Annotated in this window: 20 protein-coding genes; 6 read left to right on the forward strand and 14 right to left on the reverse strand. The window is 35.4% G+C overall.

The genetic code is table 11. The features are described from left to right. The first annotated feature begins 40 nt into the window (after window positions 1-40). Window positions 41-298: a hypothetical protein gene (locus V7S50_RS23405; RefSeq protein WP_336375954.1), complete on the forward strand. Its 258-nt coding sequence runs from the start codon at window positions 41-43 to the stop codon at window positions 296-298. A 38-nt stretch (window positions 299-336) separates the two neighbouring features. On the opposite strand, the gene V7S50_RS23410 is transcribed toward V7S50_RS23405, so the two are convergent. After that, a complete protein-coding gene (locus tag V7S50_RS23410; RefSeq protein ID WP_242255134.1) occupies window positions 337-2,037 on the reverse strand; it encodes an ABC transporter ATP-binding protein in 1,701 nt (566 codons plus the stop codon). Between the two features lie 51 nt (window positions 2,038-2,088). Further along, a complete protein-coding gene (gene acnA / locus V7S50_RS23415) occupies window positions 2,089-4,812 on the reverse strand; it encodes an aconitate hydratase AcnA (protein ID WP_063221281.1) in 2,724 nt (907 codons plus the stop codon). Window positions 4,813-5,103: 291 nt separating this feature from the next. Here acnA and sspO point away from each other — a divergent pair, with 291 nt between their 5' ends. Beyond that, the gene (gene sspO, locus V7S50_RS23420) at window positions 5,104-5,253 is read left to right on the forward strand and encodes an acid-soluble spore protein SspO (RefSeq protein ID WP_000518052.1); all 150 of its coding nucleotides are present in this window, start codon (window positions 5,104-5,106) and stop codon (window positions 5,251-5,253) included. A 41-nt stretch (window positions 5,254-5,294) separates the two neighbouring features. Here sspO and pdaB read toward each other — a convergent pair whose 3' ends face one another. Next, window positions 5,295-6,020 (reverse strand): polysaccharide deacetylase family sporulation protein PdaB, encoded by a 726-nt coding sequence (gene pdaB, locus V7S50_RS23425; protein ID WP_242255298.1) that lies wholly within the window; start codon window positions 6,018-6,020, stop codon window positions 5,295-5,297. Between the two features lie 46 nt (window positions 6,021-6,066). Continuing rightward, on the reverse strand, window positions 6,067-6,330 hold the full coding sequence (locus V7S50_RS23430) for a hypothetical protein (protein ID WP_001146294.1): 264 nt from the start codon (window positions 6,328-6,330) through the stop codon (window positions 6,067-6,069). A 121-nt stretch (window positions 6,331-6,451) separates the two neighbouring features. Between V7S50_RS23430 and V7S50_RS23435 the strand changes: the two genes are divergently transcribed. Together V7S50_RS23435 and V7S50_RS23440 are read left to right on the forward strand one after the other, a co-directional pair. Beyond that, window positions 6,452-6,574, forward strand: a complete 123-nt coding sequence (locus V7S50_RS23435; RefSeq protein WP_000517650.1) for a small acid-soluble spore protein P — start codon at window positions 6,452-6,454, stop codon at window positions 6,572-6,574. Between the two features lie 124 nt (window positions 6,575-6,698). Further along, complete coding sequence (locus V7S50_RS23440) at window positions 6,699-7,085, forward strand: Hsp20/alpha crystallin family protein (protein ID WP_063221282.1); 387 nt, start codon at window positions 6,699-6,701, stop codon at window positions 7,083-7,085. 43 nt (window positions 7,086-7,128) lie between these two features. On the opposite strand, the gene V7S50_RS23445 is transcribed toward V7S50_RS23440, so the two are convergent. Together V7S50_RS23445 and V7S50_RS23450 are read right to left on the reverse strand one after the other, a co-directional pair. Beyond that, complete coding sequence (locus V7S50_RS23445) at window positions 7,129-8,367, reverse strand: MDR family MFS transporter (protein ID WP_242255132.1); 1,239 nt, start codon at window positions 8,365-8,367, stop codon at window positions 7,129-7,131. Between the two features lie 66 nt (window positions 8,368-8,433). Further along, a complete protein-coding gene (locus V7S50_RS23450; RefSeq protein ID WP_000965141.1) occupies window positions 8,434-8,841 on the reverse strand; it encodes a hypothetical protein in 408 nt (135 codons plus the stop codon). Window positions 8,842-8,978: 137 nt separating this feature from the next. Between V7S50_RS23450 and V7S50_RS23455 the strand changes: the two genes are divergently transcribed. Then, entirely contained in the window at window positions 8,979-10,181 is a 1,203-nt protein-coding gene (locus V7S50_RS23455; protein WP_242255130.1) for an alanyl-tRNA editing protein, read from the forward strand. A gap of 44 nt (window positions 10,182-10,225) precedes the next feature. Here V7S50_RS23455 and V7S50_RS23460 read toward each other — a convergent pair whose 3' ends face one another. Next, complete coding sequence (locus tag V7S50_RS23460) at window positions 10,226-10,669, reverse strand: NUDIX hydrolase (RefSeq protein ID WP_242255129.1); 444 nt, start codon at window positions 10,667-10,669, stop codon at window positions 10,226-10,228. 104 nt (window positions 10,670-10,773) lie between these two features. On the opposite strand from V7S50_RS23460, the gene V7S50_RS23465 reads away from it, so the two are divergent. Beyond that, on the forward strand, window positions 10,774-11,355 hold the full coding sequence (locus tag V7S50_RS23465; protein ID WP_242255127.1) for a DUF6434 domain-containing protein: 582 nt from the start codon (window positions 10,774-10,776) through the stop codon (window positions 11,353-11,355). Window positions 11,356-11,362: 7 nt separating this feature from the next. Here V7S50_RS23465 and V7S50_RS23470 read toward each other — a convergent pair whose 3' ends face one another. From V7S50_RS23470 to V7S50_RS23500, 7 genes are all read right to left on the reverse strand, one after another. After that, window positions 11,363-12,454 (reverse strand): acetyl-CoA C-acyltransferase, encoded by a 1,092-nt coding sequence (locus V7S50_RS23470; protein ID WP_242255125.1) that lies wholly within the window; start codon window positions 12,452-12,454, stop codon window positions 11,363-11,365. After that, window positions 12,447-13,910 carry an acyl-CoA synthetase gene (locus V7S50_RS23475; RefSeq protein ID WP_242255124.1) on the reverse strand — a complete coding sequence of 488 codons (1,464 nt, stop codon included), beginning with the start codon at window positions 13,908-13,910 and terminating at the stop codon, window positions 12,447-12,449. The genes V7S50_RS23470 and V7S50_RS23475 overlap by 8 nt, the downstream gene beginning before the upstream one ends. Window positions 13,911-13,975: 65 nt before the next feature. Further along, window positions 13,976-14,551, reverse strand: coding sequence for a biotin transporter BioY (locus V7S50_RS23480; RefSeq protein WP_242255122.1), 576 nt, complete (start codon window positions 14,549-14,551; stop codon window positions 13,976-13,978). 123 nt (window positions 14,552-14,674) lie between these two features. Beyond that, the gene (locus V7S50_RS23485; RefSeq protein ID WP_242255120.1) at window positions 14,675-16,288 is read right to left on the reverse strand and encodes a long-chain fatty acid--CoA ligase; all 1,614 of its coding nucleotides are present in this window, start codon (window positions 16,286-16,288) and stop codon (window positions 14,675-14,677) included. Window positions 16,289-16,423: 135 nt separating this feature from the next. Next, window positions 16,424-17,074, reverse strand: coding sequence for an ABC-2 transporter permease (locus V7S50_RS23490; protein ID WP_063221290.1), 651 nt, complete (start codon window positions 17,072-17,074; stop codon window positions 16,424-16,426). Then, window positions 17,075-17,926, reverse strand: a complete 852-nt coding sequence (locus tag V7S50_RS23495) for an ABC transporter ATP-binding protein (protein ID WP_242255118.1) — start codon at window positions 17,924-17,926, stop codon at window positions 17,075-17,077. Between the two features lie 46 nt (window positions 17,927-17,972). Further along, window positions 17,973-18,761 carry a helix-turn-helix domain-containing protein gene (locus V7S50_RS23500; protein WP_242255116.1) on the reverse strand — a complete coding sequence of 263 codons (789 nt, stop codon included), beginning with the start codon at window positions 18,759-18,761 and terminating at the stop codon, window positions 17,973-17,975. Window positions 18,762-19,144: the final 383 nt, after the last annotated feature.

A 19,144-nucleotide genomic window follows, 5' to 3' on the forward strand; every position in this document is an offset into this window, starting at 1 on the left:
CTCTCGTAGTTATAAACCTACCACAAAAGGGGGATTGTTTATGAATTCATTCGAAAAAACAACATTATATATTCTTAGTTTTCTTTTATACCCAGTCGGTATTATTACATGGATCATTTCACTCTTTAGTAAAGATCTTGAAAAAAAGAAAGTAGGGCGTATTTGTCTCTATGTTTCTCTAGTCTCATTCGTCCTTTTCTTAATTCTTGGAATTGCAACTTTCCTTATGACTGCTACTTTTAACGTAGATCTGAACCATTCAGAATCTATCGAATATCAAATAAATGACATTGAATAAAGATAAGAGCACTGCTCTTATCTTTATTCACATCTCTTTCAAAATGAATGACTATTTATTAATTTTTCAGGACTTCCACATGCAACAATACTTCCTTCTCTCATTATGACAACACGATCCGCTAGTATCACTTTCTCTACATCATGTGTCGCCACAATTCTCGTTACATCTCTTCCTAGTCCTTCAATCATATCCCAAACAACTTCTTGATTGCTCGGATCTAACCCGGCAGTCGGTTCATCTAAAATAATAAGATTCGGATTTGAACCAATTGCTCGTAATAATGCAAGACGTTTTCTTTCTCCTCCCGAAAACTCTTCACCACTTTTATGTAGTACAGTTTGAATCCCTTTAGGTAAATCTCTAATTATCGGCTTCACATTTATAAGTTCAATATTTTTTTCTAACTGGTTTTCTAAGCCCACTTCCCCGAAATACATATTCTCTTTTACTGTCGTCCGAAAGAATCGAGGTTCATGCCACACTGTAGTCATACGAGCCTTTTGACCATAATAAACAATGCTACCGTTAGATGGTTTATACAAGCCTGTCATTAATTTTAAAAGCGTTGTTTTTCCTGCTCCACTTTCCCCTACGATCATAATGAGTTCACCAGGGTTAATTTGCAAATCAATATTATGAATTCTGCATTTCTCTTCATCATTTTCCTGAAATGAAACATTTGTTATTGTCATCCCCATCGCTCTTTCTACATTACTATTTGCCACTCGTTTATCTAAAAAGGAAAAAACTCTACTTGCCGAAGCAGCTGCAACTTGTGTCATCATTAATAAATCTCCCACATAACGGACAGGGAAAAAGAGCATCTCTATTGTCACTAAAACTGCAACAAGTGAACCAACCTCCATTTCGCCCTGCATTATTTTTTGCGCACCTATAATAAGAACAACGATATATGCTCCTGTTTCAATCACTGTTCCAACTACTCCAATACAGTGTTGCATCATCGTCTTCTTTACTTCTGTTTTATAAGATTGTACCGTTACTCCTTTAAATAAGCCAATAGCCCATTTTTCTTTTTGCAAACTACGTAAATCTTGTGCACCTTTTACAAACTGTGAAACCATCTCTACAACACTTGATTGATTTTTTTGAGCAATACTTGCGATATTTCTTACCTTTTTGCCCATAATCATTGGAACAACTGCACTTAGAAATAAAAACGGAGTTATCCACCAGATGAACTGTGTATCTATATGTTGCAGCGCTATGATCGCACCGATAAATTGCGCAATGGCATGTATATATTCTATTAATATAGAATCATATAACCTGACCCAGTTCGGAATATCAGATACGACTAAAGTTTCTAACTCTCCTTGTTTGATTTTCTCACTCTCTTCAAATGGTAATAAGAAAAAATGACGCAATACATCTATACGCTTCTCTCGTAATATTCGCTGACTCGCTTTGGTGCTTACATAATCAAATGAAAGATTGTTCACCCACATCAACAAGTGACTAACTGCAAACAAAGTAATGTAAAGGTACGCCTCCTTTACCTCTCGTTGAATAAGGTTATCTACAATTAGCCCCATGAATAGTGGACGGGATAAATTTAAAATAGCTGCAAAAAGCCCACTGCATACAGCTGCTATTACTAATATTTTTTCTTTCTGTAACGGTAACAATATTCTTTTATATTCTTTCATGACATTTCCTCCGTTTTTTATAGTAAAAAGAAAGGGATGAAACCAAATGGTTTCATCCCTTTCCATAAAATAAGGAAGCTAACAGTTGTTAGCTTCCTTATCGTTCATTTCAATTATTTAGTTCGACACTTTAGACTCTTCGATTTTCTCACGAAGAACCATTTGCAGAATACCACCGTGACGGTAGTAGTCAATTTCAACTTCACTATCGAAACGAGCTACTACTTCAAATTGTTTTTCGTTGCCATCTAAATCGGTTGCAACTACTTTTACTAGATCACGTGGTCTAACTGTTTTGTCGATTTGAATTTCAAATGACTCGTTACCAACAAGACCTAATGTTTCAGCGCTTTCGCCATCTTTAAATTGTAGTGGTAATACGCCCATTAATACTAAGTTACTACGGTGGATACGCTCGAAGCTTTCTGCGATTACTGCTTTAATACCTAATAAGTTTGTACCTTTCGCAGCCCAGTCACGAGAACTTCCCATACCGTAATCTTTACCTGCAACAACTAGAAGGCCTGTGCCATCTTCTTTATATTTCATAGCAGCATCATAGATTGATGTTACTTCACCAGTTGGCCAATATGTTGTATATCCGCCTTCTGTTCCTGGTGCGATTTGGTTTTTAATACGGATGTTCGCGAATGTACCACGCATCATAACTTCATGGTTACCACGACGAGAACCGTAAGAGTTGAAGTCAACTGGTTGTACGCCGTTCTCTAATAAGTAGCGTCCAGCTGGTGTGTGCTTACCGATTGAACCTGCTGGTGAAATATGGTCTGTCGTTACAGAATCACCAAATTTACCAACTACGCGTAAGCCTGATAATGTTTCAACTTCACCTGGCTCTTTAGATAATCCTTCAAAGAACGGTGGGTTTTGAATGTATGTTGAATCATTATCCCAAGTATATAAAGCTTCGTTTGAAGTTTGAATTTCATTCCAACGCTCATTGCTGTTAAATACTTGTGCATATTCTTTCTTGAACAGTTCAGATGTAACAACGTTTTGAACTACATCTTCAATTTCTTTAGCTGATGGCCAAATATCGTTGAAGTAAACAGCATTGCCATTTGCATCTTTACCGATTTCATCATTTTTCAGATCAATATCAACAGTACCTGCAAGTGCATATGCCACAACAAGTGGTGGTGATGCTAAATAGTTCGCTTTTACAAGTGGGTGAATACGACCTTCAAAGTTACGGTTACCAGATAAAACAGATGTTACTAGTAAGTCGTTTGCTGCGATTGCTTCTTCTAGTTCGTCTGCTAATGGACCAGAGTTACCGATACAAGTCGTACAGCCGTAACCAACTGTTTGGAAACCTAGTTGATCTAAATATGTTGTTAAACCTGATTTATCTAAGTACTCTGTAACAACTTTAGATCCTGGCGCTAATGACGTTTTTACGTACTCAGGTACTACAAGTCCTTTTTCAATTGCTTTCTTCGCAACTAAACCTGCCCCAATTAATACGTATGGGTTTGATGTATTTGTACAGCTTGTAATTGCAGCGATTGCAATTGCACCTGTTTTCATCGTTACTTCTTTATCTTCTAATGTAACCTTCACTTCTTTATCGAACTCTTGCTCATTAAATCCAAGTCCTTGTGTTCCAACTGGTGCTACAACAGCTTTGTGGAACGCATCTTTCATATCTGAAAGTGGAATTAAATCTTGTGGGCGTTTCGGTCCAGAAAGGTTAGATTCGATTGTATTTAAATCAATTTCAACAAGATCCGTGTAGATTGGATCTTTGCTGTCTGCTGTATAGAATAAGCCATTTGCTTTACAGTATTCTTCAACAACGCGAATTTGCTCTTCATCTCTACCTGTTAAACGTAAGTATTCTAATGAAATATCATCGATTGGGAAGAATCCACAAGTTGCGCCGTATTCTGGTGCCATATTTGAAATTGTTGCACGGTCAGCTAAAGGCATGCTCTTTAGTCCATTACCGAAGAACTCAACGAATTTACCAACTACACCTTTTTGACGTAATACTTGTGTTACTTTTAATGCAACGTCAGTTGCTGTAGTGCCACTTGGAAGTGTACCAGTTAATTTCACACCGATTACTTCAGGTACTGGGAAGTATGAAGGCTGTCCAAGCATTCCTGCTTCTGCTTCAATACCACCAACGCCCCATCCAAGAACACCGATACCGTTAATCATTGTTGTATGTGAGTCTGTTCCAACTAATGAATCCGGGTATGCAACTAAGTCACCTTCAGCATTTTTCACAGCATGAACAACTGGTGCTAAATATTCAAGGTTTACTTGGTGTACAATACCTGTTGCTGGTGGAACCGCACGATAGTTATCGAATGATTTTTGTGCCCAGCTTAAAAATTTATAACGCTCTTCATTACGTTTAAACTCTAAGTCCATGTTGAATGCAAGCGCGTCTGCTGTACCCGCTCTATCAACCTGTACCGAGTGATCGATTACAAGGTCTACAGTAATTTCAGGATTAATTTTATCAGGATCCCCACCCATGTCTGCCATTGCTTTACGAAGCGAAGCCAAATCTACAACAGCTGGAACACCAGTGAAATCTTGTAAAATTACACGAGATGGTTTAAATGGAACATCGATATCTTGCACATCTTTCGTTCCCCATTTTGCTAAATTTGTAACATGCTCTTCTGTGATTACACGTCCGTCTACTTGACGAAGTACTGATTCAAGTAAAACTTTCACGGAATATGGTAATTGAGATACGTTGCCAACCCCTGCATTTTCAAGCGCTTTCAAATCATAATAATGATACGTTTTTCCATCTACTTCAAAAGTTGCACGTGATTGAAATGGATTATGTTTGACCATTATGTTTCCCCCCTGTTAAACGTGACTAAGTTGTCTGAATATAAAATGTAGACAAACTTTTCAATACCTTACGATAATATCTTATTACAACTTTCTAAATAAGTAAATAATAAGAAACTTATAGATTATCATAAGTTTTCTTTATGTTTCTAAATTTGAATAGCTTTCATGCTCCTTATGAATACTATTACCATAAAGTAAAGTGCTTTATTAGCGGTTTACTTACAGTTCATACATACTATGAACTGCTCATCATTCAACATACAAAAAATGTTATAGAGGTGAAATAAAATGGGTAAACGAAAAGCAAATCATACTATTTCAGGAATGAATGCTGCATCCGCACAAGGACAAGGTGCTGGTTATAACGAAGAGTTTGCAAATGAGAATTTAACTCCTGCAGAGCGACAAAATAATAAGAAACGTAAAAAGAACCAATAACGAAAAATCCCAAAAGGAACATACACCTTTTGGGATTTTTTCTAATGTTTATAACGTAATAATTCCGAAACAGTTACAAATCGATACCCCTGCTTTTTCAGCTCAGGCAAAATTTTTGCAAGTGCCGATACTGTTTGACTACGATCATTTCCTCCATCATGTAACAATACAATATCTCCACTTTTAGCATTTTTCAGAACATGATTCACAATGGATCCAACCCCAGGATTCGCCCAATCACGTGGGTCTTGATGCCACGACCATAGAACAGTTTGATACCCAGCTTCTTTCGCTGTTTTAAATACAGCATCGTTAATATATCCGCCAGGTGGACGGAATAGCAAAGGTTCTTTCACCCATTTTTTAAAATATTTCTTTCCATCTAAAATATCATTTTCTAATTTTTCATCCGATGAATTACTCGCATATAAATGATTCATCGTATGATTTCCAATTTCATGTCCCTCTTTTAACACTTGTTTCACTAAATATGGATTACGCTGAACTCGAAATCCAATCATAAAAAATGTCGCTTCTGCTTTATATTGACGTAATAAATTTAAAATTTGTGGTGTATAAGTTGGATCTGGTCCATCATCAAATGTAATGGCAATAATCTTTTCATTATTAGGTACTTCCCATGTTACATAGCCAGTTGGTTCTAGCTCTTTTCTGAGCAACATTTTCGCTTCCACTTTTTCAACTTGAAATATATGTACTGCGCATAGGAAAGAAAAAACGAATAGAAAAATTTTCCGTTTTAACATAACATTCATTAAAGTAATAAGGTTGTCGAATACACAACAACCTCATTTACTTTTCTAATTGATCTACATGCTGCATAATATTTTGAAGATTATTTTCGTATTGCTCAAGTTGTGGGCGTTGTGTTTCCGAAGCTACTTCTAGTGCATTTTGAATCTGTTCATACGCCTCCTGAACCTCTTGGCGTAACTCTTTTAAATCATGACCGTAGTTTGGATCATTTTTCACAATGTTGTTAAATGCATTTTCTGCTTGTGTAACACCTTGCTGAGCTGCTTGAAATGCTTGTTGTTTGTCTTTATGATATGGCATTATACAATCCCCTTTCCATAATAGTTAGTCCCATTTATCTTTACCTTTTTTTCTAAAAACATTCTCGTATAAATTTGCAAACTTCTCTCATTCTAAAGAGAAAGAGGAGGTGTCACATACAATGGGCAAAAACAATCGTGAAGCGAAAGAAAAAAAAGGACAACCTGAACCATTAAGCGGATCTCATAAAGTAAAAAACCGTAACCATTCACGCCAAAAAAATCATGCACATCATGATATGTAAAACAATAGGTTCACACTAGCTACCTTTGCCACATACAATGTTTATATTTTTCCATTTATTCTTCACCCTTACTTCATTCATGCATAACATAGTATGAATTGAGATTTTACGGAGGGTGTCTTACATGGGCAAGAAAAAGAAGGATTGTCTTTTTCATGTTGATGGTTTCGAAGAATGGATGGATCAATTTTGTTCTGATTCTTGTAGTAACTTTAGTTTCCCAAATCAAATTCATATTGATCTTTGTGAAACTGAACAAGAATACATTTTGGAAACAGATGTACCAAATGTAACTGAACAAAATGTAGTTATTAAAAAGATGGAGACAGGCCTAAACATTTGCATACTTCATAAAAATATTTCTTTGCAGCGGAACATTCCTTTACCCGCTAATATTATTTATAAGAAGATGCTAGCCTGCTTAGAGAATGGATTTTTAGCCATTCATATTTCCAAAAACGAAGTAGCTAATAAACATGAAGAGAAAGTTCTTTTTCAAATTGAGAATTAAAATAAATACAAAGATAAGCCCCAGTCGTCTACTGGGGCTTATTTTATTTCGCATGTACTTCCATATTAGAATTTCCATCATATCTTTTTTTCAATAAACCTTTCGTAACTAACAGAACTGGAAACGCTACAGTTGAAAATATAGCTAGCGCTGAAAATACTACAAATCCATTTTGGTACCCGTAATAATCGAGAAGTACGCCCCCAAACCATGGACCTATTACTGCTCCAATCCCCGAAAACCCCATTGCTCCAAAATATGTCCCTTTTAAATGTGGAACAGCTATATCATCTATAAATACATCCGTCATTGAAAACATGAGAACTTCTCCAATTGTAAAAATAATTGTACAAATGGCAGCACCTAGCGTAGATTCTACTATTCCAAATCCAAACAATCCCCCGCTCACAAATAAAGTTCCCACCATAATGGATACTAACGGTGTATACTTCTTACACATTTGAATAACAGGGTATTGAATTACGACTACAACAATCGCATTTAAAGCGAGCATATATGAAAATAATTTCACTCCATCCTGGAATATATGTGCATTTGCAAAATATTGAGATACTGTTGTCGTTAAGTGAGAAAAACCACAATTACTCAAAATAATACCAACTAAAGCAACTAAAAATACGACATCCTTTCGCAAAATGCGAATTGCATTTAACATTGTGACAGGCTTTTCTGTATTCACTTTCTTTTTGTCAATGGGATACTTCTTAAATTGGAACGCTAATATAGCTGTATATAGAATATATACTCCAGCTGCTACTAAAAAAGGAATTGTAGATTTTGCGCTTCCAATTTGTAATCCGACAAGTGGGCCAATCGCTACTCCAACATTGATTGCACCGTAACGCAAATTATATACGAGTAACCGATACTCTGGTTTCGTTAAATCTGATAATAAAGCTCTTGACGTGGGTTCAAAAAAGGACCTACATAATCCATTCAAAGCATTTAATAAAAAGAAACTTAAAACATGATCTGCAAGTGAAAAACCTATGAATACAAACACCCAAACGATCATGGACCATATTATAATCATATTTCGACCGAATCGATCAGATAAATTCCCTCCAATAAAACTAGCAAACACTCCAACAAGTGCACTCGTTCCGATAATAGCACCCGTCATTCCAGCTGATACACCTTTAACAGTTGTTAAATAAATTGCTAAAAAAGGAATACTCATTGAAGTAGCAAATCTAGCAAACAATGTCCCTAAAATAATACTCATTCCAAGTGGATGAATATGCTTTAACTTCCCCTTCATCTTTAAACCTACTCTCCCTGTTCTTACATAAAAAAAGAAAGCAAAGGATCTGCTTTCTTTCCCTTTTTATACTTGAGATGTTGTTACCCGAGCAGTTCTCGTTATATCCATATCTATGCCATATGTAAACTGTAATTCTTTACAAACATCTTTAATTAAAATTGCAACATTATACTTCTCATTAAATTGTAAAACGATGTTTTCTACTTCTTCATATGTATACTTATATTCCCCTGTAATGACACTTTTTAAATCAAAGCATTCATTTATACAAAGTTGCACAAGTAGCTGGTCATATTTTTCTATTACATCTTCTTTCTTCCACAGTACCTCTTTTACATATAACCGATCAAACTTCACACTTTCTCGATTACAATCCGTTAAAATCCGGGTCATTTCATTTAATTCTCGATACAATTCAGAAATATTTTTACTTAAACTAAGTAGTTTATCTACGCCGTTTTCATATAACATATTCATTCCACCCCCGCATTTTCTTCCTCTTATTATAGCAAGAAAATTCTAAAAATAGTTTCTTTCTTCTGAAATATTAGGAAACTAATTTCGATTGCTTTACAATGAAACTAGCGAACACGAAAGGGGAAAGAAAATTGGAGCAAAAATTATATTACACTGATGCTTATAAGCAAGACTTTACTACAAAAGTTATAAAGCAAGATTATGATAAAGACGGTAACTTATACGTTATTTTAAACGAAACGGCATTTTATCCAACAGGTGGCGGGCAACCCCATGATACTGGAACTTTAAATGGCATTGCTGTACTTGGTGTTGAAGAAGTCGACGAAGAAATCCGCCACTTCATTGCAGAACAATTACATACAGAAGAAGTAGAAGGTAAAATTAATTGGGAGCGCCGTTTTGATCATATGCAACAACATGCGGCTCAGCACATTTTATCTGCTGCTTTTTGGGATTATTTTAACATACCTACGATTGGATTCCATCTTGGTAAAGAAACGGTAACAATTGATTTAGAAACAGAAAATTTACATGCAGAAACGGTTGAAAAAGCAGTACAAATTGCGAACAAAATTGTTTTTGAAAATCATCCAATTCTTATTAAATGGATGAACTTAGAAGAAGCGAAAACATTACCACTTCGCAAAGAACCGACTATGACAGAAAATATACGCGTTGTTATGATCGAAAACTTTGATTATAACGGCTGTGGTGGAACGCATCCGAAACGTACAGGTGAAGTAGGGCCTATTCAAGTACTAGGATGGGAACGTAATAAAGGCGGCATACGATTAACATTTATCGCTGGTTGGCGTACACTTAAATTAATGGGACAACAGCAACAGATTATGAAGGATGTTTCTAAACAATTAAACAGTAGCGAAGCTGATATTCCAGCAAAAGTAGCACAACTTCTTACTTCTCAAAAAGAAAATGAAAAAGCAATGCAAACAATGACTGAAAAATTATTATATGCAGAAGCAAATGAACTACTTCAACACCCTACAGAAATCCATGCTGACATACTTATTTCTAAAGTATTTATAAATCGTTCTATACAAGAAATCGCAAAGCTATCCGCTATTATTACAGAACAACAAGAGCATGCCATTACATATTTCGTTATTGAAAACGATGACAAATTACAATGCATCCTCGCTTGCGGAAAATCAGTATCATACGATATGAATGCTCTTTTAAAAGATGCACTTCCTGCCATTGAAGGAAAAGGTGGTGGAAATAAAAAGAGTGCTCGTGGTGGCGGGAAAGCGCCTATGAGCGGGGATGAGTTTTTAAATCAACTTATTTCTTCTTTACAGTCAGAAGTCTAAAACATGTTTATGAAGGATAGCTAACGGCTATCCTTCCACTATATTTATAGACCTATATTTCGTTTTAACCCTTGATAACTCCCTGCATTTACAAAACCTTCACTTATAAGAGAAATAAAAGTTTCCGAAAAACCATACTGACTTAAATCTTTAATCGGTACCATTTGCACATCATGAATTGGATTATGATCAAACTCGTTAGAAGGTAGCGTAATTTCACCTTCAATCCTTTCAAGCAAAAACGTAATATGTAATAGAGACGGGAGAGCATCTGGTTTATCACAAACATATAATAGCTTCTTAATCTTAACTTCCAATCCTGTTTCTTCTCTCATTTCTCGAATCATTGCTTCTTCTAACGTTTCACCATTCTCTACCCTTCCCCCCGATAAAGACCAATTCCGATTAGCAACTTTTTGCTTTACTAGCAATACTTTTTCAACTTCAATTAAAATTCCCGTAACACGAACTTGCATTACATTTTCCATATACAATCTCCTCTCCCTATTAAATTTACAAATAAATCCTTCCACAAAAAGAACGTATGTTTTATAATTAAAGAAAATTATGGAAGAAAGAAGTTGTTACATTCATGCGTCCATCTTTAACAAAGTCTATATCACTTGAAGATTTCCAAAGCTATTATTGGTTAAAAGCAGAACTCCAAACATTTTGTCGTGAGTATGGTTTACCAGCTAGTGGTTCTAAGATCGAAATAACCGAGCGTATCTCACATTATTTAACAACGGGAAAAGTATTAAAAAACAGTTCTTATCACAAGGTGAGTAAAATTTCTCTTTCTTATAAAGATCTTTCTCTTCAAACTGTTATTACTGAAAATCACCGCTGTAGCGAAGATGTACGGGCTTTTTTCAAAGAAAAAATCGGAGCAAACTTCCGTTTTACAGTAGCTCTTCAAAAATTTTTTAAAGAGAATGTTGGAAAAACATATGAAGACGCAATAACGTTTTGGTATGAGGAAAACGAACGAAAAAAAGACCCGTCTTATAAAACAACGATCAGCGCGCAGTTTGAATATAATCGCTTTACTCGCGACTTTTTCGAAGATCCAAATAACAAAGGAAAATCAAAAGCTGATGCTATCGCTACTTGGAACGAAATAAAAGCAAAGCCTGGTAGCAATGTTTATGTTCCTCAAAAAGTAGAAAACTAGTTCCTTTCTAGTCTTCTACTTTCTCAAATAATAGCGCAAGCCCTATCCCGCCCCCTATTCCTAATGTCGCGATTCCATACTTCATATGCTCTCTTTGCGCTTGATAAAACAAACGCGTTACAAGCATAGATCCAGATGCACCGTACGGATGACCGAGCGCAATTGCACCACCATTTACATTTACTTTTTCGTACGGAATTTGTAACTCCTTTGCACAAGCTACAACTTTTGAAGCAAACGCTTCATTTATTTCAAAATAATCGATGTCTTCTACCTTTACATTCATTTCTTTTAACAATTTGTGCACTGCAAATATTGGACCAGTTCCCGGAAGGTTTGGATTCACTCCAACTACAGCACTACGAACGAAACGAAGAACTGGCTTGTATCCTAATTTTTTGGCTTGCCCCTCTTCCATGACAAGAACGGCACATGCCCCATCATTTACACCGCATGAATTACCTGCCGTTACTGTACCATTTTGTAAAAATGCGGGTTTTGTTCTTTTAATGATTCGTTCATAATTCATTTCTGGCTTTATAGATTCATCTAATAATCCATTAAAAGACAATATTTCATCATGTATATATCCTTTTTCTAACGCTTGCAGTGTTCGTTTATAACTAAGGCAAGCGTACTCGTCTTGCATTTCTTTCGTTATGTTATAACGTTCTGCAACATATTCAGCCGCTACTCCCATATTAGGATCACCAATTGTTTCAGGTGAAAATCGCGCTCTATTTTGAAAAGGTGACGTACTTGTACTCTCTACTCCTCCGGCGATATAGCACTTACCGGCCCCGCCTTGAATGAAATGACATGCGGTGCGAATCGCTTCCAATCCGGCACCACATTGCCGGTCAATCGTTACACCAGGAATATGATAGCCAAGTCCTGCCTCTAAAGCAGACAATCTCGCAACATTCCCTCCTGGTCCAACAACATTCCCTAATATAACATCGTCTATTTCCTTCTCAATTCCTTTACCTAGAAATGAAAGCAGTGGTGCGGCTAATTGCTGAACTTCATAGTCTTTCAACATCCCATTAATCTTACCAATAGGTGTTCTTTTCGCTTCTACAATAACCGCCCTATTCATATATTTTCTCCCGATTTCCAATCATACTTTTTGCTGCAATACGAGCAACTTTCCCGCTATTTGTATACGGTATTTCATCTGTAAAATGCCATTCTTTCGGTATTTTAAACGAAGATAATCGTTGTAAGCAAAAACTCTTTAATTGTTGCTTCGTAGCACTTCCTTTTACGATCGCGACAGGTTTTTCACCCCAGTAACTATCTTCCATACCAATTACAACTATTTCATCAACAGCTGGATGTTCATGTAATACACTTTCTATTTCTTCTGGGAAAATATTAATTCCTCCAAATAAAATCATATTCTTCTCTCTACCGACAATATAAATAAATCCTTCTTCATCTTCATAACCTACATCGCGCACTGTCATCCAGCCATCTGCATTCAACTCCCGTGCTAAAACCCCATCTATTATGTATCCCATAAAAAACTGATCACTTTTCACATAAACAGTTCCTATCTCGCCGTTCGGTACTTCTTTTCCTGCTTCATTACATATTCTAACCTGCACATTGTGACAAGGTTTCCCTACTGAATTCGGCTTTCTTTTACTTTCTTCCTCGACTAGTGCTGTTACAAAACTTAGCTCTGATGCACCATAAAATTCATATCTTTTTGCATACGGAAATATATTCTTTATTTTTTCTTTTGCCTCAGTTTCCCATTTCGCTCCAGACGAAATAATTTTTATTTTATTTTCTATTACTCTATTTTCTTTATATAAAGATTCAAGCATTGTCGGAACTGTATACATGACTGAAATATGTTCCGTTTCTAACTTATCCAGCACTTGATCTGAAATAAACTTTCTCATAATGTGCACTGTTTGCCCTACATATAATGCACTTATTGCGCCATATAAGAAAAGAGAATGAACGAGCGTCCCAGCTATTAAAATAGAATCTTCTTTTTTCATATGAAAGTCATGTATATTACAATCGAAACTATGAACCCACGATTGTTGCCCACGTAAAAACGCTTTTGCTTTCCCAGTCGATCCTGATGTGAATCCCATATAAAAAGGAGCATTTTGTACATTTTCTATAGGGAAATATGTAGGAAGATATTTCTCAATCATCCTTTTCCACTCATCAATTTCAATTACTCTTCCTTCTTCACCAGGTAGATCATTTAACTTATATCTCTCTGTCACAATCATATCCGGATTACTAATTGCAATTCTTTCTTTGAGCTCATCTTGTTTCCACTTTATATCTAGTGGCACACAAACCCATCCGGCCATAGCAGCACCAGCGAATAGTTGTAAAAACTCTATACGATTTTCTAATATGATTGCTATCGTTTTATTCTTCGATCCTTTTTCATTCAACCAGCTTGCTACTTTACACACTGACTCAAACCATTCTTTATATGTTAAAACTCGATCACATTCCTTTATCGCTATTTTATTCGGTTGTAAAGAAGCATGCTTTTTATATTCTTTTGTAATCCCCATTTGAGACGTCCTTTCTTTCCAAAATACTAAAAAGAAACACGCAATAAACGTGTTTCTTCTCTTTCTTATCCCGCATTTGTATATTTCCCATTCTTTAGAGCAGGCGTAATAATATGTTTCAATGAACGGTGTAATTTTGTTACAAGAACTGCTGCAATAATTGCTTTTATACAATCCCCTGGTAAAAACACAGCACTCACTTTCATCGTCTCCCATACGGAAACACCCATTAAGAAAGCTTGTACAGTAATACCAAATACATAAACTACGAAAATACCACCAATTATATTAATGCATAATACTTTTATAATAGAAACTTCACGTAAACGCTCAATTAAATAACCAATGACAAACGCTCCAACGATATAACCAAGTAAGTATCCTGCACTTGGCCCAACGAATACACCTGGACCACCTCGTCCACCAGCAAGTAATGGTGCTCCAACTCCTACAATAAGTAAGAAAATAAGCTGACTTAATGCACCAAGACGTGATCCTAACAGTCCACCAGCAAGCATAACACCAAGTGATTGTAATGTAATTGGAACTGGTGTGATAGAAAGAGCAATTGGGGGTATTAACCCTAATACTCCCATAATAGAACTAAATAAAGCGACGAAAACTAAGTTTTTTGTATTCATATTTGCTTCCCCTATTTGTAAACTTAAAATGATTTTTGGATAACATATTATAGGAGTTATATTATCTTTCTCCCCATCCTTTGTCAACTTATTTTTATAATCAGTTTACAAATATAAATTCAATTATTTCTCTTCATGCAAATGCTGAAGTTCTTTCCGAAGCGCTTGTTTTAAAAACTTCCCAACAGATGTTTTCGGTATTTCTTCCATAAATACAATATCGTCTGGTAACCACCACTTCGCAAACTGTGGTTTTAAAAACTCATATATTTCTTCTTTTGTTACTGCACTATTTTTCTTTTGAACAACGCAGGCAACCGGTCGCTCTTGCCACTGCGGATGAGGTACAGCAACGACAGCCGCTTCAAATATAGCATCATGTGCCATTAAAGCATTTTCAAGGTCAACTGAGGAAATCCATTCTCCACCGCTTTTAATAACATCTTTCGTACGGTCAACAATTTTCACGCAGCCTTCCTCATCAACCGTAACGACATCTCCTGTATATAACCAGCCATCACGAAAACCTTCAACAGTACGCTCATCGTTATAATAACTTTCAGCGATCCATGGTGCTCGTAAACATAGTTCTCCCATCTCCGTACCATCCCACTTTACTTCACCATTTGTACCGACTACTTTCATCTCTACACCAGGTACAAGATATCCTTGTTTTGATCGGATTTCTAATTGCTCTTCATACGATAATTCCGTTTCATAACTTTTTAAACGTGCAAGTGTTACAAGTGGACTTGTTTCCGTCATCCCATATGCATGAATGAAAGGAACATTATGTTTCTGTTCAAATGCTTTAATAACGCTTTTCGGTGCAGCTGCACCTCCGCATAATATTCTCGTCATACTAGATAAATCGTAACTATTATTTTCTAATTCTTGTAATACACCAAGCCAAATTGTCGGCACACCAGCAGCTAACGTCACTTTTTCTGATTGGATCATTTCTAATAAAATTTTAGGCGTAAACATTGGTCCTGGCAGAACTTGTTTTGACCCAAACCAAGTAGCTGCGAAAGGAAGTCCCCAAGCGTTCACATGGAACATCGGTACAATCGCCATTGCCGCATCACTTTCCGATAAGGCAGCTGTATCCGCTAAACCAAGTGCCATACAATGCAAAACAGTACTACGATGCGTATATACAACACCTTTTGGATTTCCTGTAGTCGCTGACGTATAACACATACCAGCAGGTGTATTTTCATCAATATCTTTTACAAATTGGAAATTTGGATCGCCTTCTTCTAATAGCTTTTCATAATGATATACAGGCTGAAGTATAGTTTTTGGAAGTTCATCTTTATCTGTCATAATAATGTAGGCTTGTACAGTTGATAATTGTGATTGAATTTTTTCAACGAGTGGTACGAGATCTTCATCGATAAGTAGAATTCGATCTTCTGCATGCTGAATAATGTATGAAATATGTTGAGGAGATAAACGAATATTAATTGTGTGTAAAACGGAAGCAATACCAGGAATAGCAAAATACGCTTCCACATGTCGATGATGATTCCACGCTAACGTTCCTATACGCTCGCCTTCTTTAATCCCTAATTTTTCCAACGCACTGGAAAGCCTTCTCGTCCTTTCACCTAACTGCTTATACGTTAACGTCGTAACTGTATCATGTGTCCGTGAAACAATTTCTTTCTTTGAAAACAGTTTTTCTGCTCTTTCTATCATAGAACTAATTGTTAGCGGTACATTCATCATCATATTGGTTATATCCCCCTTTAAAGCGTTTTCATTTTTGTTTATTATAACAGACTTCTACAAATAATCACGACATTTTTCTGTATTTTCTGAATTATTTCTTTGGAAATAATTCAGAAAATACTAAGAGAAGATATACTAAAATTCCTTCTTACGATATATAAATACCGAAATAACAAAAGAAAAGATATATATGATAACACCAAATATCGTATATAAAATTGAAACGTATAAAGATGAATTTAAATTTGATATTGGAAATTGTTCTATTAGATAGCCAATTACACTTTGTAATCCAAAATAAGTAACAAGCCCCCCACATGCGCCTCCAATTGTAATGGCATCAGATTTTTCTGCTCCAAAAACATAGAGGAGTGGATAGGCTATTGCTCCGGCATTAAGAATGATGAAAGTCCCTAAAGAAACACTCTTAAATATACCATCATCAATTGGTGTATTTGAAACTAAACCATGTACATAAAATATGCCATATGATAATAAAGTACCAATAATTACAACTGAAAAATAGAAAAAGTAGTGACTTTGCACAATATTACTTCTAGTAACAGGTAAAGTAAGTACATATTTTTCATAACCTGACTTACTCTCATATTTAATAACTTCAAGTGCAGGAATCGCAGCAAATAAGATAATGAACGTAGCAATTAAACGGTACATTGAAGCATCACCAAAATAAAAAACGAATCCGGCTCCCAATATCGCTATTCCCATGAACATAAAGAAAGTTCGATACACTAGATAATAGTTCGTCAATAATAAACCTCTCATTTATTTTTCACTCCTCGTTAATAAGACACTCATTTCTTCTATCGAGATGGTTCTATGAGCAATACCACTTGGTAATTTATGCACATCTGATACGAGTACATTGAAATAAGAACCATGGTCTCTCTTTGCCACAACTATATCTTTATTGATTAAAGCTAGTTGTTCCACATCAACATCTACGATGGTGTAACTGTCTAAAACCTTATCTTTTTCTTCGTTCAATAAAATTTCTCCATCTTTTATAATGATAAGGTGGCTAGCTACTTTTTCTACATCACTCATAATATGAGAAGAAAGTAATATACCACCGTTACTTTTACTCACAAAACTTTTTAATTCCTCTAACACGCCCTCCCTAGATGAAGGATCCAGACCTCCCGTCGCCTCATCTAGGATTAATAATCTGGCATTATGTGACAGTGCAACAGCTATAGTTAGTTTCATTGACATCCCACGCGAGAATTTACCTACTTTCTCATTAGTAGGTAAAGAGAAAGTATTTACTAATCTATAAAAATTATCTTGGTCCCAAGATTCAAACATCTTTTCAAAAACCTTATTTAATTGCTTTATTGTAAGATGAGCCGGTAGATTCATAGCATCAAATACGACTCCTATCTTTTCCTTAATCTTGGTATCTTTATTTATATTTTCTTCACCAAATATTTTTACTGTACCACTATCTTTAGAAATTAATTCTAGTACTGTTTTAAAGGTTGTTGATTTCCCTGCTCCATTGTCACCAATAAATCCAACAATTGACCCCGACGGCACATTGAAGGAAACATCTCTTAAAACAACTTTGTTTCTAAATGATTTACTTAAATTTTCAATTTCTAGAAGATTTGACATCATTACACTCCTATCTTAACTTTTCATAAAAATATGTTTTCTACTATTAAAAATTATCCACTTTTTCTCTCACTTTCTTTTTCAGTTTAAAAATAAAACGATTACTATATTCTTTATTTTCTACTAAAATTCGATACACCTCTAATACTCCTAACACACGAACAAAAAGATAAACTCCGATAGCAATAAGTACAACGCAGTACGGATAATACTGCACTAATTCTCCTGAAGTGATATGCTTTTTCTCAAACAAAAACGGTATTGCACCTGCGGCTATAAAACAAAATCCAACAATCATTACTGCCGCATACTTCTTCTTAATAGTCGCATATCTTTTTGTCAATTCTTTTAGAAAGTTTTGATCAAATAGTAGTTCTTCCTTTGTCAATACATTGTATCGACTCTCTTCTATCGTTACAGGTACCATCATCGCTCCAATTCCAAGGACAGCAATGATAATAACAAGAAATGTCGACATTGTTGCATTTTCTTTAAATAATAAATACGGTATTGTAGATAAAATGAGCAAACTAAATCCTAGCGCTATATATTTAGAAATTTTTTGTCCATACACTACATACCCTTCTGCCATTTCCTGACTTACGTAATATCCATCTACATTTTCATTACTTTGCTCAGCAGTTTCTTTTAATAAATAGTCGAGTGATACTTCAAATACATTTCCAATTATTATTAACTTTTCAGTTTCAGGAAAACCTTGACCGTTTTCCCATTTACTAACCGCTTGTCTCGTTGTGTTTAATTTCTCGGCTAACGCTTCTTGAGAAAGACCCTTTTCCTTTCTTAATTTAAAAAGCTTTTCACCAAATCCCATATGTGTGTCCCCCTTTGTTTTCTTAATTAAATTGTATGTTAACATTACCCTTATCTCTATCTTCCTGCGGTTGCACTTTGTCAACTTACGGTTGCGATTGTGTTATATAGCGATTTTGTATACGATTTAGCTATTTTCCTTATATGATTTTGACGTTAATAAAACAAACTCTCCTAATACCCAATTATAACAATTATAGGTAATTATTGTTATAAGAAACCAAAAAACTCCCTTATTCATTTAAAGGAGTTTTTAATATGAAGCATTCCAAGAGGAGCTGTTTTTTCTTCCTCCTATTGCCTCACAATTTCTTCTATATATTTTTATGTGTCATATAACGAACTATGTACAGCATATGTTTTCATCTCTTTATCTGAGGCCTA

The organism is Bacillus sp. CCNWLW194 (assembly GCF_037120585.1).
GTDB classification, from domain to species: domain Bacteria; phylum Bacillota; class Bacilli; order Bacillales; family Bacillaceae_G; genus Bacillus_A; species Bacillus_A basilensis.

Excerpts from the sequence above, each read along its gene's own strand:
- V7S50_RS23405 (WP_336375954.1), top strand. The coding sequence starts at position 41 with ATGAATTCATTCGAAAAAACAACATTATATATTCTTAGTTTTCTTTTA.
- V7S50_RS23410 (WP_242255134.1), bottom strand. The coding sequence starts at position 2,037 with ATGGAAAGGGATGAAACCATTTGGTTTCATCCCTTTCTTTTTACTATA.
- acnA (WP_063221281.1), bottom strand. The coding sequence starts at position 4,812 with ATGGTCAAACATAATCCATTTCAATCACGTGCAACTTTTGAAGTAGAT.
- sspO (WP_000518052.1), top strand. The coding sequence starts at position 5,104 with ATGGGTAAACGAAAAGCAAATCATACTATTTCAGGAATGAATGCTGCA.
- pdaB (WP_242255298.1), bottom strand. The coding sequence starts at position 6,020 with ATGTTAAAACGGAAAATTTTTCTATTCGTTTTTTCTTTCCTATGCGCA.
- V7S50_RS23430 (WP_001146294.1), bottom strand. The coding sequence starts at position 6,330 with ATGCCATATCATAAAGACAAACAACAAGCATTTCAAGCAGCTCAGCAA.
- V7S50_RS23435 (WP_000517650.1), top strand. The coding sequence starts at position 6,452 with ATGGGCAAAAACAATCGTGAAGCGAAAGAAAAAAAAGGACAACCTGAA.
- V7S50_RS23440 (WP_063221282.1), top strand. The coding sequence starts at position 6,699 with ATGGGCAAGAAAAAGAAGGATTGTCTTTTTCATGTTGATGGTTTCGAA.
- V7S50_RS23445 (WP_242255132.1), bottom strand. The coding sequence starts at position 8,367 with ATGAAGGGGAAGTTAAAGCATATTCATCCACTTGGAATGAGTATTATT.
- V7S50_RS23450 (WP_000965141.1), bottom strand. The coding sequence starts at position 8,841 with ATGTTATATGAAAACGGCGTAGATAAACTACTTAGTTTAAGTAAAAAT.
- V7S50_RS23460 (WP_242255129.1), bottom strand. The coding sequence starts at position 10,669 with ATGGAAAATGTAATGCAAGTTCGTGTTACGGGAATTTTAATTGAAGTT.
- V7S50_RS23465 (WP_242255127.1), top strand. The coding sequence starts at position 10,774 with ATGCGTCCATCTTTAACAAAGTCTATATCACTTGAAGATTTCCAAAGC.
- V7S50_RS23470 (WP_242255125.1), bottom strand. The coding sequence starts at position 12,454 with ATGAATAGGGCGGTTATTGTAGAAGCGAAAAGAACACCTATTGGTAAG.
- V7S50_RS23475 (WP_242255124.1), bottom strand. The coding sequence starts at position 13,910 with ATGGGGATTACAAAAGAATATAAAAAGCATGCTTCTTTACAACCGAAT.
- V7S50_RS23480 (WP_242255122.1), bottom strand. The coding sequence starts at position 14,551 with ATGAATACAAAAAACTTAGTTTTCGTCGCTTTATTTAGTTCTATTATG.
- V7S50_RS23485 (WP_242255120.1), bottom strand. The coding sequence starts at position 16,288 with ATGATGATGAATGTACCGCTAACAATTAGTTCTATGATAGAAAGAGCA.
- V7S50_RS23490 (WP_063221290.1), bottom strand. The coding sequence starts at position 17,074 with ATGAGAGGTTTATTATTGACGAACTATTATCTAGTGTATCGAACTTTC.
- V7S50_RS23495 (WP_242255118.1), bottom strand. The coding sequence starts at position 17,926 with ATGTCAAATCTTCTAGAAATTGAAAATTTAAGTAAATCATTTAGAAAC.
- V7S50_RS23500 (WP_242255116.1), bottom strand. The coding sequence starts at position 18,761 with ATGGGATTTGGTGAAAAGCTTTTTAAATTAAGAAAGGAAAAGGGTCTT.